This is a genomic window from uncultured Flavobacterium sp., assembly GCF_963974175.1.
Classification (GTDB): Bacteria; Bacteroidota; Bacteroidia; order Flavobacteriales; family Flavobacteriaceae; genus Flavobacterium.
Map to the genome: position 1 here is coordinate 189,204 of NZ_CAXBBR010000005.1, position 16,498 is coordinate 205,701.

General features: G+C 33.3%; 12 protein-coding genes. 1 reads left to right on the forward strand and 11 read right to left on the reverse strand.

Features of this window, described 5'->3' with window-relative positions:
* Positions 1-196: 196 nt before the first annotated feature.
* Positions 197-895 carry a pseudouridine synthase gene (locus AAC069_RS10490; RefSeq protein WP_339920419.1) on the forward strand — a complete coding sequence of 233 codons (699 nt, stop codon included), beginning with the start codon at positions 197-199 and terminating at the stop codon, positions 893-895.
* A 221-nt stretch (positions 896-1,116) separates the two neighbouring features.
* Here the strand turns inward: AAC069_RS10490 and AAC069_RS10495 are convergent, their stop codons facing one another.
* The 11 genes from AAC069_RS10495 to AAC069_RS10545 form a co-directional block, all read right to left on the reverse strand.
* The gene (locus tag AAC069_RS10495; RefSeq protein WP_339920420.1) at positions 1,117-1,662 is read right to left on the reverse strand and encodes a hypothetical protein; all 546 of its coding nucleotides are present in this window, start codon (positions 1,660-1,662) and stop codon (positions 1,117-1,119) included.
* A gap of 310 nt (positions 1,663-1,972) precedes the next feature.
* On the reverse strand, positions 1,973-3,259 hold the full coding sequence (locus tag AAC069_RS10500) for a DEAD/DEAH box helicase (RefSeq protein ID WP_339920421.1): 1,287 nt from the start codon (positions 3,257-3,259) through the stop codon (positions 1,973-1,975).
* 286 nt (positions 3,260-3,545) lie between these two features.
* Entirely contained in the window at positions 3,546-3,929 is a 384-nt protein-coding gene (locus tag AAC069_RS10505; protein ID WP_339920422.1) for a hypothetical protein, read from the reverse strand.
* 228 nt (positions 3,930-4,157) lie between these two features.
* Positions 4,158-5,018, reverse strand: a complete 861-nt coding sequence (locus AAC069_RS10510) for a neutral zinc metallopeptidase (protein WP_339920423.1) — start codon at positions 5,016-5,018, stop codon at positions 4,158-4,160.
* A gap of 95 nt (positions 5,019-5,113) precedes the next feature.
* Entirely contained in the window at positions 5,114-8,632 is a 3,519-nt protein-coding gene (locus AAC069_RS10515) for a PAS domain S-box protein (protein WP_339920424.1), read from the reverse strand.
* A gap of 635 nt (positions 8,633-9,267) precedes the next feature.
* Positions 9,268-10,056: a hypothetical protein gene (locus AAC069_RS10520; protein ID WP_339920425.1), complete on the reverse strand. Its 789-nt coding sequence runs from the start codon at positions 10,054-10,056 to the stop codon at positions 9,268-9,270.
* 42 nt (positions 10,057-10,098) lie between these two features.
* Positions 10,099-10,836, reverse strand: coding sequence for a nitroreductase family protein (locus AAC069_RS10525; RefSeq protein WP_339920426.1), 738 nt, complete (start codon positions 10,834-10,836; stop codon positions 10,099-10,101).
* Positions 10,827-12,155: an aldehyde dehydrogenase gene (locus tag AAC069_RS10530; RefSeq protein WP_339920427.1), complete on the reverse strand. Its 1,329-nt coding sequence runs from the start codon at positions 12,153-12,155 to the stop codon at positions 10,827-10,829. Before AAC069_RS10530 ends, AAC069_RS10525 begins: the two co-directional genes overlap by 10 nt.
* A 73-nt stretch (positions 12,156-12,228) precedes the next feature.
* Complete coding sequence (locus tag AAC069_RS10535) at positions 12,229-12,918, reverse strand: RNA pseudouridine synthase (RefSeq protein ID WP_339920428.1); 690 nt, start codon at positions 12,916-12,918, stop codon at positions 12,229-12,231.
* 99 nt (positions 12,919-13,017) lie between these two features.
* Entirely contained in the window at positions 13,018-13,836 is an 819-nt protein-coding gene (gene panB, locus AAC069_RS10540; RefSeq protein ID WP_339920429.1) for a 3-methyl-2-oxobutanoate hydroxymethyltransferase, read from the reverse strand.
* 107 nt (positions 13,837-13,943) lie between these two features.
* Positions 13,944-16,412, reverse strand: a complete 2,469-nt coding sequence (locus tag AAC069_RS10545) for a glycoside hydrolase family 3 C-terminal domain-containing protein (RefSeq protein WP_339920430.1) — start codon at positions 16,410-16,412, stop codon at positions 13,944-13,946.
* Positions 16,413-16,498: the final 86 nt, after the last annotated feature.

Sequence of the window (16,498 nt, forward strand, 5' to 3'; positions counted from 1 at the left end):
TTGCTTACGTAATGGGATTTATTATTGGAATGGGTACGGATGGAAAATCTGCGCCAGCGGGGGATAAAATTTTAATAACAGTTTTAGCAATCGTAATCTTCTATTTTGTTTCTCGAGCTAAAATGAAAAAAGAAAAGTATTGAAATAAATAAGTCATAAAAGAGTTTTCTATCGAAATCTCTTTTATTTTTGCCAAATGTTAGAAATTCTTTACCAGGACGAATATATTATAGCAATTAATAAACCAAGTGGATTGTTGGTCCACAAATCATTTTACGCGCGCGATGCAAAAGTTTTTGCTATTCAAGAATTGAGAAATCAAATAGGAGGGCAACACGTTTATCCTATTCATCGATTAGATCGCAAAACATCTGGTGTCTTGTTATTTGCGTTGAATAAAGATGTTTTAAAAATTATGAATGATCGTTTTGCCACACGCGAAGTCGAAAAAAAATACTTAGCAATTTTACGTGGTTGGTCACCCGAAGAACTAACGATTGATTATGATTTAACCAATGATGACGGCATAATACAAAACGCAATAACATACTTTCATCGATTGCAAAGTACCGAAATTGAGTTAGAATTTAACAATCAACCAACTTCACGATATTGTTTGGTAGAAGCGATTCCTGAAACTGGACGTATGCATCAATTACGAAAACATTTCAAACATATTTTTCATCCCATTTTAGGAAGTCGTCCACATGGTTGTAACAAACAAAATAAATTATGGTTGGAGAATTTTGAAATGAAAGGAATGATGCTTCATGCACATCAGTTAATTTTTAACCATCCAATAACAAATGAAGAACTAATCTTGAATGCAAAGATTAATGAAGAGTTTAGCAGAGTGGGTACTATTCTTGAGCTAGATTTGAATAAGTACGAATAGAATACTTATTCGTAAATTAATTCTTTAAATTAGTGTTGTATTTTGAAATAATTGTTTTCAGTATAAAGAGGAACGGATTTCAGATTTTTAATCAATTCTTGAGACATTTACGAGAAAAGGCAGTAGACTTTTGTATCGTTTGGGATTTTTAAGAATATTAAAATTTCAAACAAAGTCTTGAGACTATGCCTTTACTTTGCATTAGATAAAAATCATTAAATTTATTCTTCTAGATTATTCTTTGATTTATTTTTGGCCAAGTTTGAGATTACAATTGTAATTAATAACGAAAATATTAAGCCTAGAATCCACTTATTTAAATCTACAACGCTTTCAACTTTATCCTTAATTAATTCAATTTGTAACTCGTTTTCTCTTTTGATGTTTTCAATATCTTTATTTAAAAGTGGAATTGTTAATGACTTCTCAGGATTTTCAATAATAATATTGTTCAACGTCTCAATCTTCTTTTCCAATTCTTGAATTCGGTTTTCAGTTGCTGATGTAATGGAAATAGCTGTGTCCTTTGTTCTCAGCTTATTCTCTAACTCAGTTATACGCTTCTGAAGTTGTATATTTTGATTTTCTATTTTTAATTTTTGAGTATCATTTTTTATAAAAAATGTTTCGAGAAAGTAATAAGATATAACTGTTATTCCAAGTATAGAAATTAGAGTTGAAAAGAAATTGAAGACTTTTTGAAACTTTCTTTTTTTAGTTTCCTCACCAAATTTATTTTGTAAGTCATTAAACTCCTGTTTGTTCATATGATTTCCTTTTTTAGATATACATTCTAAAATATTACAGCTACCGGGTAGATAGTTGCTATTGCGTAGCGGTTTCTAAACAAATATATAAATAATATTTTTATTACAAATTATCTGAGTGTTTTAGAATTGTGAGATGTATTTCCAAAATGTTATTATTGAAAATTAAGCGCTCTAAATAGCCCCGATAGAAACGAAAATCCCTGTGTGGGCTAGTGTTTAGCCCTCACAAGGATTGTAGTGTATAGCGGGAGAAGACGTCTAAAAAAACGAAATCATTCTGCTCCTAAAAAAAAGAAAATTTAACTTCTTAGTTTGAACGTCTGTCATTACTAGTATTAGGACGTCTAGGACCAAAGCTATTATTGCTGCTTCGGTTTGTAGATTCTGTTTTTGGTTTCTTTGGCGTTGAATTGCGTTGTTGCCTGCCTTGTCCTTGCTTAATAGGTTGAGTTGATGCTTTAGGATCTGGCTCAAAACCTGCGATATTTTCGATAGGCAATTTCATACCAATCAATTTCTCGATATCGCGTAAAAAAGTAGTTTCGTCTGGGCTAAATAAAGAAATCGCTTCTCCATTTGCTCCAGCTCTTCCTGTTCTACCTATACGGTGAACGTAATCTTCAGGAATATTAGGCAATTCAAAATTTACAACATGAGGTAATAATGGAATGTCCAAACCACGAGCCGCAATATCTGTAGCTACTAAAGCGGTTATATTCCCGTTTTTAAAACCAGCTAAAGCTTTTGTTCGTGCCCCTTGTCCCTTATTTCCGTGAATTGCTGCTGCTTGAATACCAGCGCTAATCATGCTTTCAGTAAGTTTATTTGCACCTTGTTTTGTTCGAGTAAATACCAAAATCTGTTTCCAGTTTCCTTCAGTAATCAATTTAATAATCAATTCTGTTTTTTTCTCTTTCGCAACAGGATATACTTTTTGAGTAATAGCATCAACAGTAGTGTTTTCTGGTGTAGCTTCAACGGAAACGGGTTTATGCAAAATACCCATTGCCAATTTCTTAATATCTTTTGAGAATGTTGCAGAGAACATTAAGTTTTGCCTTTTTGCAGGCAATACCTTCAGTATGCGCTCAATGTCTCTTAAAAAACCCATGTCTAACATTCGATCTGCCTCGTCTAAAACTAAGATTTCCACTTTTGAAAGCGTAAGTAAACCTTGATTTTGTAAATCGATTAATCGACCTGGAGTGGCAACTAAAATATCGACACCTTGTCGTAGTTGAGCTACTTGTGGCTTCTGGTTTACACCTCCAAAAATAACGGCGGAGCGTAAATCTAAAAATTCACCGTATTCTTTTATATTAGCAAGTATTTGAGCAGCTAATTCTCTCGTTGGAGTTAATATTAAGGCACGAATAGGTCTGTGGCTTAAGTGTTTTCCCTGCGATAATGTCTGTAATATTGGTAGCGTGAAACCTGCTGTTTTTCCTGTTCCTGTTTGTGCAGATGCTAATACATCTTTTCCTTCTAAAATTGGTGGAATTGCTTTTTGTTGTATTGGAGAAGGGGTTGTGTACCCTTTTTTGCTGATGGCTTTTAATAAAGCATCAGATAAGCCTAATGAGTTAAATGACATAAATTATGTTTATGAAGTAAACACTATTATTTAGCTTACTTCCTTAAGCTGGCAAAGATACTGCTAATTTTTCCTATCTGGTTTGAATGTTTCACTTTGTTGAAATATAAAATTGATTTCATTTCAATCTAATAAAGGAAGGGCAAGGAGGAGAATGGTCATGCCAAGTCAAATAATGAAGTTATTGATAGTATAACTTTATCGAGAATGTAATTATTAAAGTAGTTTATAACAATTGCTTTTGGACTACTATTAAGCTATGATATATTATTGTAATGTAAGAATATTAATGTTGTTCAAAGTATTCTTTTATAAACTCATGCTGTTGATTTACATTCATTTTATCAGCGTCCTTGATTTCTATTTTTAATTTCAAAAAACGTTCGTCTTCATTTAAAAAGTCAAAAAAATCAAGTTTAGAGGTAGAAGGGCCAAAGAGGACTATTTTCTCATATTTTAACAGCTCCTTACCCATTTTATTATAATGTTTGTTTAAACTGGTTTCTTTATAACGACTTAGTAATAAAATTTTTTTTAAAGGGTTTGATTTTTTTTCTTCTGTTTGGAACTCACGCACAATTGTTTGAATTGTAAAAGGTTTTGTGGTAAACTGTATTAAATAGGCAACAGAGTCATCCATCCATAATCCTAGTTGATTTGTGTTTTTCATATCGTTTACTTATTTGATATAAAGTTATTGATATAAACAAATGCAATGATTTTTATAAGTCAACAGGTATTTTTATAGAGACGACTGTATGGAAAGTGTCGATGAATGGTATTTTAAATAATATTTTTTTTTGCTTTAAAGAAAATTTGTTATCATTCTATGAAGTAGTTTAAAACGTAAAAAATCGGGAGCGAGTCCCGATTTTTAATAATTCTAGTGTCTTTATTTTTATCTTATTTCGTCAAAAGTATTTCCTTGTTTGATGTCACCCGTTTTATAGCCTTTCATAAACCAATATTTTCTTTGCTCAGATGTTCCGTGTGTAAAGGATTCCGGCACAATATGTCCCTGCATCTTAGATTGAATAGCATCATCGCCTACGGCATGTGCAGCACTTAATGCTTCATCAAGATCTCCATCTTCCAGTATGTTATTCATTTTCTGGTTGTAATGTGTCCAAACTCCTGCATAAAAGTCAGCTTGTAATTCCAATGCCACAGATAATTTATTGGCTTCAGCCTTACTTTTACCTTGCTGTAACCGTCTCATTTTATCAGAAGTACCTAATAATGTTTGTACGTGATGGCCTATTTCATGTGCGATTACATATGCAGTAGCAAAATCTCCGCCTTGAGCTCCAAAACGAGTTTTCAATTCTTCGAAAAAAGCTAAATCCATATATACCTTTTGATCTGCAGGACAATAGAAAGGACCTGAATCAGATGATGCATTACCACACCCGGTTTCAACTCCACCAATGAATAATACAATATTTGGTTTTTTGTAATTCAAATTATTTTCATTGAAAATTTTAGTCCAAACATCTTCATTATCTGCGAGCAATGTTTCCACAAAGGCTTGCTCTTCCAGTTCTTTTGCAGTTAGATCCCGTTGTTCGGTAGGAGTACTTTGTCCTTGATTCATTTGTTCTAAAACTGGCGTAAGCATTTGGGCATTTTCACCTCCAAAAACATTTATCAATAGTATTATAATCCCTATAATACCTCCTCCTACAACTGTTTTACCACCTGAAGACATTCCTCTTCTATCTTCTACATTGTCACTTTGTCTACGTCCTTTCCACTTCATATGATTTCAATTTTTGATGCTTTTTTTATAAAAGAGTATCGAAGATATATAATTTTTTAATTAAAAATAAACTTTTTGTGCTTCTACGAAGTTACCTACTTTAATAAAGTGTCTTCTATCACTCGCTTTATAATGGGTTTTGAAATATAATCATTCATCCCTGCCGCAATACACTTGTCATTTACTTCTGCTCCAGTGCCCGCTGTGATCGCTATTATTGGAACTGATGCACCTAATTTTAATTTTCTTATTTCTATTGTAGCTTCATACCCATTCATTATTGGCATCTGTATATCCATAAATATGATATCCGGTAAAATATTTTCAAACTCTTTTACAGCTTCTAATCCATTTGGGATTTCATGAATAACGGCCTTGGGAAGTACATTTTTAATAATTGTTTTGAGCAATAACATATTAATTTTATTATCCTCAACGAGCATTACTTTTAATGCTTCCAATCGAGCATCAGTTTGAAAAGCAAAATGGTCAACAACTTCTTTATCGCTTATAAGTATAGTTTCTACTTCTGGCTCATTAGTTGTTTGTAAGTCCAAATCGAAATAAAAGGTACTACCAACTCCAAGTTTGCTACTAAGTTGCAAGCGGCTGTCCATTAGTCCTAGTAATTTGTTTGAAATTGTTAGGCCTAAACCAGTACCTCCAAATTTTTTAGTTGTGGAGCTGTCTTCTTGGGAGAAAGCTTTAAATATTTTCTTTTGATTTTCCTTTAAAATTCCAATCCCGGTATCAAGCACAGCAAAACGGATTTTGCTGTTAGAATTAGTACCGTTGATTAGTGAAATGCCCAGTTTTACAAATCCTTTTTCTGTGAATTTCACGGCATTAGCTAAAAGATTGATTAGGATTTGTTTTAACCTAATGCTATCTACCCAAAAATAAGCAGGTATTTCTGGCGCTACTACAAGGTCTAGTTGTAGCTTCTTTTGATTGGATTCGTAATGGATTAAATCAATAATTTGGTTTAAAATGTCTTCAATTTTATGTTTTTCGACGTGCAAATCAAGTTTGCCCGCTTCAATTTTAGAAAAATCGAGGATGTCATTTACAATTCCTAATAAGGAATGAGCAGATTGATTAACGGTAATCATATGTTTTTCCTGGACTTCTTCAAGCTTAGTTTTCATCAATAGATCAGTAAAACCTATGATTCCATTTAAAGGAGTTCTGATTTCATGGCTCATATTAGCCAGAAACTCTGACTTGGCTTTATTGGCAGCTTCAGCATATTCAAGCCCTTTTATGGCATCTTCCGTCATTCTTCTTTTAGTGATATCCAGCATTATGCCTTCAATATAAGTGATTTTGCCATTGTGGATTACAGCATCACCAAACTCTTCTACCCAAACGATTTCACCAGCTTTATTTAAGATGCGGTACGTGAAATGGAAAGGTTCAGATTTGGATAGCTTCTCTCTAGATTCACCAAGTACTCTTTCATAATCTTCAGGGTGAATTAGGTCGATATAAAAAATTCTTTTTTCCAAGAATTCGATTTTATCATAACCTGTTAACTTTTTAATCTCATCATTGAGATATATTTTGGTAAATTTTTCATCATTGTCTGAAAGATAAACAGCGCCTGGGATATTATTGGCTAATAAACGGAATTTTTCTTCACTCTCATAAATTGCTGTTTCTCCGGCGATACGTTCAATAGAGGAGGCAACGTTTCTGGCTAATGTTTGCAGAATATTAACTTCGTCTTCAGTCCATTTCTTTTCTTCGGAGGTATCATCAAATCCTAAAAAGCCATGAAATTTATTTTTTATGAAAATTGGGAAAAGGATCAATGAAATTACATCTACATTAATCAACTTATTTTTTAATGATTCATTTTTAATTTTGGATACGGTCGCTTCGTAAATTTTATTGTTTAATATCGGTTCAATTAATTCTTCGAAGTAATCATACGGTATATTTTGAAGTTTAGGGTTATTTTCGGTTAATGTTGTATTGTTCATTATCCATCTGTATTTCTGGCTAATTAAATTAGTAGAAGGATCGTTTTCATAGTAATAGGCACGATGTGATTTGGTAGCATTCCCCATAATAATCAATACATCAGAAAAAATATCGGCAATATCTTTACTATTTAAAAATTTTTCTGTGCATTGGGTCATTGCTGCCAGTAACTCACTTTTATAAGTCAATCTGTTTTCGATGTCCAATCTCATTTTAGACTCAAATGCTATTGCAATAATATCAGAAACAGATCGTGAGAAATTGATGTCTTCATTATCCCATTGCTTCACGTCTTCAGTAGCTTCAATACAAAGAATTCCTTTTAATTCACCATTAATAAAAACGGGGGTATCGATAAGTGAAACTATGTTGTTTTCTTGAATATAATCAACACATAATTCCTTAGTAATTTCATTTGTACAGACATCTGAAGCGACAATTTGTATTTTGTTTTCAACTGTTGAAAAGTATTTTGGAGATGATTTTTTTGTTATCTCTTGCTCGGATGAAAATGTATTACTTTTAAAATCATATAGTTTTACACAACTAATCCTGTCTTCAAAATAGTTCCAGTAACCCGCACGATTGATTCCTATTGTTTTAGCGGTGGTTTCTAAAATTGTTTGCAGTTTGTATTCTAAGCTTTCGTTATTAGAATAACTCTTTGCAGTGAACCCTTTTAAAGCAGCGCTGTATTTTAGATTTTTTAATTGTCGTTCTGCTTTTTCTTTTTCAATGGTTCTTAGGAAAGTAATATCTCTAGCAATTACTGAATATCCTGTTATTTTTCTGTTTTCATCTCTATTGATTGTTACCTTTTGAGAAAGCCATATTTCATCTCCATTTTTTTTAATGATAGGAAATTCAAAAGTAGGGAAGCTTTCCATTTCTTCTGTAGAATTGGTATAGAATTCAAGGACTCTTTGTTGATAACCATCTTTGATTAAACGCTCAAATTTAGAACTATACAATTCTGTTAGACTAAACCCAGTTATTATCTCGGAGTTTTTATTTATAAAGACGTAGGCGCCATAACGGTCTAGTTCATAAATTATATCATAAGCAGATTCAACTATGTTTTCATATCTTTTTTGTGTTTCTATTTGTTGAGTAACTTCATGTCCAATACCAATTATTAGATCCTCAGTATATCTTTTATCATGCCATTCTATATGCTTGTATGTTCCATTTTTAGTCTTTAGTTTCCTTACAAAAACTCTTTCAGAAGTTGTGTTTTCATGAAATTTTGCACCAGTAAAGTCTGGATCTTCAGTTACCTCCCAGAATCGCATTCCCATAACCTCATCTACAGAATACCCTAAAATAGGAGTAATCGTTTCGCTACAGAATAAAATTTCTCCGTTTCTAGTGGATACAACAATAAGAGAGTTCCCATTATTTATTATTTGATCTGAAAAACGGAATTTGTCCCTAATATTTAGAGCTATGATATGCTGAATATAATTTATCGTAAAAACAATTATAGAAAAATTGAATAATGCTATAGTTGTTTTAATGGGTAGCATTTCAAAATAAGTAACAACAGCAATGTATGAAAAAACAAATGCCACAAAATACCAATATAATTTTATAGGTTTAAAAATGATGTACGCAAAATAAAAATTCATTATAAAAGCGATGACAGGTATAATGTCGGTCGATCTAAAAAGTAAATTTCTACAAATCATCGTAAAATAGAATAGATAAAATACAATGAAGATAGTTCGGATGTTCCGAAAAAGAAAAGATGACTTCGTACTAAGTAAGTATATAATTATAAAGAATAATGCAGTACTGATATTTAATATGAGCAAACTTTTGGGCCTGACACTAAAAATTTCATAATTAATTTCAGCTATAATATTTACAACTCCTAAGAATAGAAGATAAAGCTGGTATTCTTTATTACGTAGATATTCTTCATTGTTTTTTTCAATTAATGTACTCTTTAGTTTGTTTTTTGTATTCTTAAGAGTAAAAAATAAATGAGCAATGAAAAGGAGTAACCCTCCCCATAATATAGAGGTTTCGTTTGAAATGATTATTTCAGTGAAGACCGCAGATGACAGTATTGCTTTTAGAGAGCTTATCCAACAAAAGGAACTGTAATCTGAAATAATAGTATAAAAAAGGCTATAGTAAAATACCATAGAGAATATATTTTTGAATTGTAAAATTGAAATTTATAGGTTAGTAATTTAATGATTTTTTTATAATATAAACGCGATTTACTTATAATAAATTAAATCGCGTTTCGTATTATTTACAATAGATTAGATGTCTCTGTTTCTTCCTCATTGTCAAATCCGATAATTTCGTCGTACATAGCATAGTACATGGAATACATGAATGGAAGAGTGAAAAACACTCCAATGCAACATCCAATAAATCCAACCATTGATCCAATAATTGCTACAAGTATAAGGCCAAGAAGGATTAGAGGTTGTTTTAATACAATTGAAAAACTATATTTTATCGCATCTAATGCGTTTAGGTCGCTGAAAATGATAAGTGGAATAGTTAGTATTGTAAAAAAAGATATAGCAACTGAAATCATGCTTCCTACCAGTCTAATACCACTATAATTTAAGGCCATTTCTATTCCTTGGCTGCAGATCAAAATTAGAAATGTTGCAACAAAAATTTGCAGAAAATACTTTGCATTATAAAAACTAAAAACGGTTGAAACGTGAAATTCCTCATCTCTTTCAGCGCAGTAAGCCATTTTAATTAGTCCGGCTTGCAATGGACTAATTAAAGAGGAAAAGAAAATCGATACTCCCATATAAATAATTAGATAGACTCCGCTAATGTTTTTCAGATTTAGGCTTAACTCTTGAAATGATTCCTGAGATAGTGCAGCTATTCCGAAAAGACTTATACCCACACTTGCTATGATTGCCATTAAAATTACCATAAATACAAATATCATGAGTCCTGCATATAGGGCTATTTTTTTATAATTTTCAAATGCTTTGTTGAAAACATTCGCAAAATCTAATTGATAGCCATTGCGTACTATTTCTTCTATACGGTCTTTTTTTAGATTCATTTTTTATTGGGTTTAATAGTGGTTTAAAATAGTAAAGTTGGTTTATAATTTAAAATAGACTTCTTCAAAGGGAACTCTGAATCGTTCCCCATAAACGCCGGACTCTTCTCGAATTCCGCAGCCGATAATCATATTTATTTCAGCTGCAGCCGGTAAATTTAATATTCTTTTTACCCTTAGAGAATCAAAACCTTCCATAGGGCAGGTGTCATAATTTATGGCAGCCATACTAATCATAAAGTTTTGCGCGGCTAATGCAGCACTTTTTTGAGCTACTATTCGCATATCGCTTCTTCGGGCTTGTCTGTAAATAGGTTTAAATAGTCCGATGATTTGAAAAATAAGAAATTTTACGGCTCCCAAGATTCCTATGAAATCAAAGTAGAGCGTTGGAACAATTTTCTGATAATAGTTCAGGGCAAATTTTTCTCTTTTCGAATAGTCAGTAGCTGATTTTTCACCGTACTGTGATTTTAAAAAAGTTACGTTAGACTGTACTCTTTTTCTCCAAAGATCTTTTCTAGCCACCACGACAACCATTTGCTTGGCAGTTTTTGCTGCATTTTGATTAAAGCTTACTTGCGTGAGCTTTTCTAGAACATCGGCTGAGGTAATTTGGTAGAATTCCCAGAGTTGCATATTACTGCTTGTAGGGGCGAGTGTAGCCAGACGGATACATTCTTTTACTTTCTCATTATCAAGGGCTTCATCTTTAAAGACCCGCACGGAGCGTCTGTATTGAATGGCTTCGCTTACTGATTTCTCTTTCATTAAATCCATTTAAGTAATTTCTTGATTGTAGCTAATTTGTCTTTATACGGTGCATATCGCATTGGTAAATCCAGCCAATTTGCTTTTTTTACAATTGATTTTTTATGTGAAAAAGTGTCAAAACTTAACGACCCATGATAGGCACCAATGCCACTATGACCTACACCTCCGAAAGGCAAACGTTTATTTGAAAAATGAACTACTGTGTCATTTATACAACCTCCTCCAAAAGAGTAGTTTTGAATAATTTGTTTTGCAAATACTTTATTCTCAGTAAAAATATATAAAGACAATGGTTTCTCATATTTTGAAATCACGGCGTGTATATCCGCATCACTGGAATATTCAAGAATAGGTAACAACGGGCCAAATATTTCGTCTTTCATAATAAGACTGTCAACATCAGATTCATCAATAAGGGTTGGCGCTATATAACAGTCCGATTCATCAGATTGGCCACCAAAAATGACTTTGTCGTTGTCAATCATCGCGGTTAATCGACTCCAATTTTTAACATTGACAATTCTAGCAAAATCAGGGGATTCTTCTGGTTTATTGCTATATGCAGCGGTTATTTCCTCTTTCATATAGTCGATAAACTTACTTTTCATGTCTTTCTGAATCATGATATAATCTGGAGCAATGCAGGTTTGTCCCGCATTAATGAATTTTCCCCAAACAATTCTTTTGGCTGCCAATTTCAAATTAGCAGTTTCATCAATAATACACGGATTTTTTCCTCCAAGTTCCAATGTTACGGGAGTGAGGTGTTCTGCTGCAGCTTGGGCAACTATTTTTCCCACGGGAACGCTTCCGGTAAAAAAGATATAATCCCAGCGTTGCGAAAGTAAATTTTTGGATACATCGACACCACCCTGAATAACTTCAACGTGATTCACATGGAACGTTTTTGCTATTATTTTAGCAATAATAGCGGATGTATTAAGCGTTAATTCAGAAGGTTTGATGACTACTTGATTTCCGGCAGCAACTGCAGAAACCAAAGGGCAAAGAGCCAACTGGAACGGGTAATTCCATGGAGCAATAATTAATACTTTTCCATAAGGATCTTTGTAAATATAATCTTTAGAAGGAAAATTTAGCAGTGATGGAAAAACCCTTTTTGGCTTTGCCCATTTGTGTATATTCTTGATGGTGTCCTTTAATTCCGAAATAACATAGCTGGTTTCCGTTAGAACGGCCTCAAAAGCAGGCTTCTTGAAATCATCATATAAAGCTTTAATGATCTCATCTTCATGAATTATAATAGTATTGAGCAGTTTTATTAAAGTCTCTTTTCTATATTCGATATTAGTCTTATAGTTCATTATAAATTTGGATAATTAATTTCTATGCAAGTTAATTCTTAAATTTTAAAAATGATTTTTTATTCAACTAAAATTATAATGCATTCCAAATAACTTCATTCGGTACTGGGGCAATGATGGATAGCGTTTCCTTGGAGACTGGATGAACAAAAACTAATTTTCGGGCATGCAGATGGATGCCACCATCAGGATTGCTTCGGTCAAAACCATATTTTAAATCTCCTTTTATTGGAGAGCCTATGGATGAAAGTTGCGCTCTAATTTGATGATGTCTTCCTGTATGCAGATTGATTTCTAATGCAAAGTAATTGTTCAGTTCCTTAAAAATAGTATAGTCCAAGCTCGCTAATTTACTGTCAGGAACTTCTTTTATGTGCGCTTTTGAGGTATTGTTTTTTTCGTTTCTTTTAATGAAATGAATCAGTTTGTCTTGAGAGTTAGCGGGTTTGTTTTTTACAATTGCCCAATAGGTTTTTTGAGTTTCCCTGTTTTTGAATAATTCGTTCAAGCGGGGTAACGCTTTGCTAGTTCTGGCAAAAACTACTATTCCGGTTGTAGGCCTGTCTAAACGGTGCACTACACCAAGGAAAACTTCTCCTGGTTTATTGTACTTTTCTTTGAGATACTCTTTTACGACCTCCGATAAAGGTTTGTCGCCTGTTTTATCGCCTTGTACAATATCGCCTACTCGTTTGTTCACCACAATAATATGGTTGTCTTCATGTAATACTTGGAGATTGTTTTTGTTCGAAATTATTTTCAAAATAAATTTTTATAATGTAGGTATTGTAAGCGAGGGATTATCTTATTTTAATAGCAACTCCTTAAAATAGATTACTTTAAGGAATTGACTTTTCTATTTTTAATATTGTTCCTTGTCATTTGGGAAGTCACTTGATTTTACATCGGCAACATATTGACCAATAGCGGCTGTCATTCCTTCGTATAGATTCATGTATCTTCTTAAGAAACGAGGGCTAAATTCATTATTCATTCCTAACATATCGTGAATAACAAGTACTTGCCCGTCAACGCCACCTCCAGCACCAATTCCTATTACTGGAATCGAAATACTTTTGGCTACTTTTTCAGCTAAATGAGCAGGGATTTTTTCTAAAACCAAAGCGAAACAACCTAATCTTTCTAACAATTGAGCATCTTCAACTAATTTGTCAGCTTCTTCTTCTTCTTTGGCACGAACGGTATAGGTTCCAAATTTATAGATCGATTGCGGTGTTAAACCCAAATGTCCCATTACTGGAATACCTGCATTTAATATTTTTTTAATTGATTCTTTAATTTCTTTTCCACCTTCAAGTTTTACGGCATGTCCACCGCTTTCTTTCATAATTCGGATTGATGAACGCAAAGCTTCTTTAGGATCTGATTGGTAACTTCCAAAAGGTAAATCCACCACTACTAAGGCTCTTTCTATTGCTCTAACAACAGAAGAGGCGTGATATATCATTTGGTCTAAAGTAATAGGTAAAGTTGTTTCATGTCCAGCCATCACATTTGAAGCAGAATCACCCACAAGAATAACATCAATACCGGCTGTATCCACAATTTTAGCCATGGTGTAATCATAAGCGGTAAGCATAGAGATTTTTTCTCCATTTGCTTTCATTTCAATTAAGGACTTAGTGGTAATTCTTTTATAATCTTTTTTTGCGACAGACATAGTTTTCTTTTTATGAGTTGTAAAAGTAGTAAAACAAATGATTATGTAATATAAAAATGGATTCGACTTTCATCGAATCCATTTTTATAAATTAAGTAGTCACGGAATTAGTGCTTCAAATCTGTAAACTTTGTGTCCAAAGCAAATGAAGAGTTTGTTTTTTCAACTACAGTTTCTTTTGCTAATGTGAAATTTGCTGTTTCCTTCATGTCTAATGATGAAGTTCCAATTGCCACTTTATAAGAACCGGCTTCAGCAATCCATGCGTTTTTGTTGCTAACAAATGATGCCAAATCCTTAGGGTTCAATGTCAAAACGATAGTTTGACTTTCTCCAGCTTGTAATAAATTTGTTTTACCAAAAGCTTTTAACTCTGAGCTAGGTTTGTCAATGTTTTGTGAAGGTGCAGAAAGATACAATTGAACTACTTCCTTACCGGCTGTTTTGCCTGTGTTTTTCACGGTCACAGTAACGACCATTTTATTCGAAAATGTATTTGAACTTAATTTTATTTCTGAAATATGAAAAGAAGTATACGATAATCCGTAACCAAATTCATAAGATGGTTTTACCTTAAACGTATTGAAATAACGGTATCCAACATAAACACCTTCTTCGTACGTTACACTTGTAGGGTTTTCAGCGGGAGTTCCAATCCAATTTTTTGCAGATGGTGTATCTTCATATTTTACGGGAAAAGTCATTGTTAATTTTCCTGAAGGGGCTACTTTTCCTGTAAAAACATCTGCAACAGAATTTCCTCCTTCTTGTCCCGGTTGCCATGGTAATAGGATAGCATCTACTTTATTTTTCCAACTTGCTGTTTCTATAACACCACCGATGTTTAAAACAACAACTACTTTTTTGCCTTGAGCATGAAAAGCCGCTGCTACATTGTCAATTAAATTTACCTCATCAATAGCTAAATTGAAATCGTTTTCCACATTTCTGTCTGCATTCTCACCAGCATTTCTACCAATTGTAATTAGTGCAATCTCAGATGATTTGGCTTTGTTTTCCAATATTTGTTTGCTTAACTCCAATTCAGCGATACGATGAGGAGTGGCCATTAAGCCGCCTTCTCTTTCACGACGTTCCAATTCTTGTGCTTTTTTATCTGCTGCATAAGGTTTGTACATTCCCTCTAATTCAGTATCAATAGAAAAGCCTGCGTTTGTCAAACCGTCGATTAGTGAGATACTGTAAGCTTCATTCACATCACCACTTCCTGTTCCACCAGAAATAAAGTCATAAGAAGTAATTCCAAAAACAGCCAACGGTGATTTTTTTGAATTAAATGGTAATGTATTATTATCATTTTTTAATAAAATTGTTCCTTCAGCAGCGACTTGTCTGGTAACCTCAGCATTTTCTTTTAAATTCGGTTTGTCAGAATACTTATAATTATTCATTGATGGTGATTTAAAAACCAATTCCAAGATTCTGGTTAAATCCGTGTTGACTACCGCTGCAGATAGTTTTCCACTTTTCATATGCTCTAGAATAGCTTGTTTTTGTGAAGGTAGTCCAGGCATTAATAAATCATTTCCAGCTGATAATTGTGCAGTTACATCATTGACTGCACCTTTTTCAAATGCCGATGTAAAGCCTTTGTATCCACCAAACCAGTCTGTCATTACTAATCCTTTGAATCCCCATTCATCTCTCAATATTGTGGTTAGTAAATCTTTTCTTTCAGATGTATATGTTCCATTAATAAGATTATAGGAAGACATAATGGTCCATGGTTGCGACTCCTTAACCGTGATTTCAAACCCTCTTAAGTAAATTTCACGCATCGCTCTTTCGCTGATGTGTGCGTTTACACTCATTCTATTTGTTTCTTGATTATTAGCTGCATAATGCTTAGCAGAAGTTCCAACACCGTTGGATTGAATTCCATTTATAATTGAGGCGGCTATTTTTCCGGTCAATAACGGGTCTTCAGAATAGTATTCGAAGTTTCTTCCACACAATGGGTTTCTATGAATATTCATTCCGGGTCCAAGCAATACATCAACTCCATATTCTTTCACTTCGTTACCTATGGCTTTTCCAACATTATTGATCAATTCTGTATTCCAAGTAGAGGCAAGGGCAGTTCCAACGGGAAAGGCAGTTGCATAATAGGTGTTTACGTCATTATCTCTTGTTGGCTTGATTCGTAGTCCAGCAGGTCCATCAGAAACTACAACTGTAGGAATTCCTAATCGTTTTAATTCAAATGTTCCACCTGCAGCTCCGGGAACTTTTCCTTGAAAACCACCAGAAATAAATTTGGCTTCCACCATATCAAATCCGGGCATTCCAATTCCGATAAGCATACTTGCCTTTTCGTCATCGGTCATTTTATTTATAAGGTCTTGTATTCGGTCTTGAGTTGAGAGTCGATAATCTTCGTACTTATCTAATTTTCCATTTCTATTTAGATCAGAAAATGTAAAACCATTTACGGTTATAATCGGAGTGCTTTTTGGGGCTTTTTTCTCTGGGTTGCTTGCCCAAGAAATTCCTGAAAACACTAATGCAGAAAGCAATGATGTTTTTGCGATTGTTGAAATTGATTTGCTTCTCATGTGGTTGTTTTTTGTTAATAGCCTTTTATTGCTTCAATATGAAGCAATATTAATAATTTTTCTTTGTTATTTGTATAAAAAAAGGA

Excerpts from the sequence above, each read along its gene's own strand:
- AAC069_RS10500 (WP_339920421.1), bottom strand. The coding sequence starts at position 3,259 with ATGTCATTTAACTCATTAGGCTTATCTGATGCTTTATTAAAAGCCATC.
- AAC069_RS10530 (WP_339920427.1), bottom strand. The coding sequence starts at position 12,155 with ATGAACTATAAGACTAATATCGAATATAGAAAAGAGACTTTAATAAAA.
- AAC069_RS10515 (WP_339920424.1), bottom strand. The coding sequence starts at position 8,632 with ATGAATTTTTATTTTGCGTACATCATTTTTAAACCTATAAAATTATAT.
- AAC069_RS10525 (WP_339920426.1), bottom strand. The coding sequence starts at position 10,836 with ATGGATTTAATGAAAGAGAAATCAGTAAGCGAAGCCATTCAATACAGA.
- AAC069_RS10510 (WP_339920423.1), bottom strand. The coding sequence starts at position 5,018 with ATGAAGTGGAAAGGACGTAGACAAAGTGACAATGTAGAAGATAGAAGA.
- AAC069_RS10520 (WP_339920425.1), bottom strand. The coding sequence starts at position 10,056 with ATGAATCTAAAAAAAGACCGTATAGAAGAAATAGTACGCAATGGCTAT.
- panB (WP_339920429.1), bottom strand. The coding sequence starts at position 13,836 with ATGTCTGTCGCAAAAAAAGATTATAAAAGAATTACCACTAAGTCCTTA.
- AAC069_RS10505 (WP_339920422.1), bottom strand. The coding sequence starts at position 3,929 with ATGAAAAACACAAATCAACTAGGATTATGGATGGATGACTCTGTTGCC.
- AAC069_RS10495 (WP_339920420.1), bottom strand. The coding sequence starts at position 1,662 with ATGAACAAACAGGAGTTTAATGACTTACAAAATAAATTTGGTGAGGAA.
- AAC069_RS10490 (WP_339920419.1), top strand. The coding sequence starts at position 197 with ATGTTAGAAATTCTTTACCAGGACGAATATATTATAGCAATTAATAAA.
- AAC069_RS10545 (WP_339920430.1), bottom strand. The coding sequence starts at position 16,412 with ATGAGAAGCAAATCAATTTCAACAATCGCAAAAACATCATTGCTTTCT.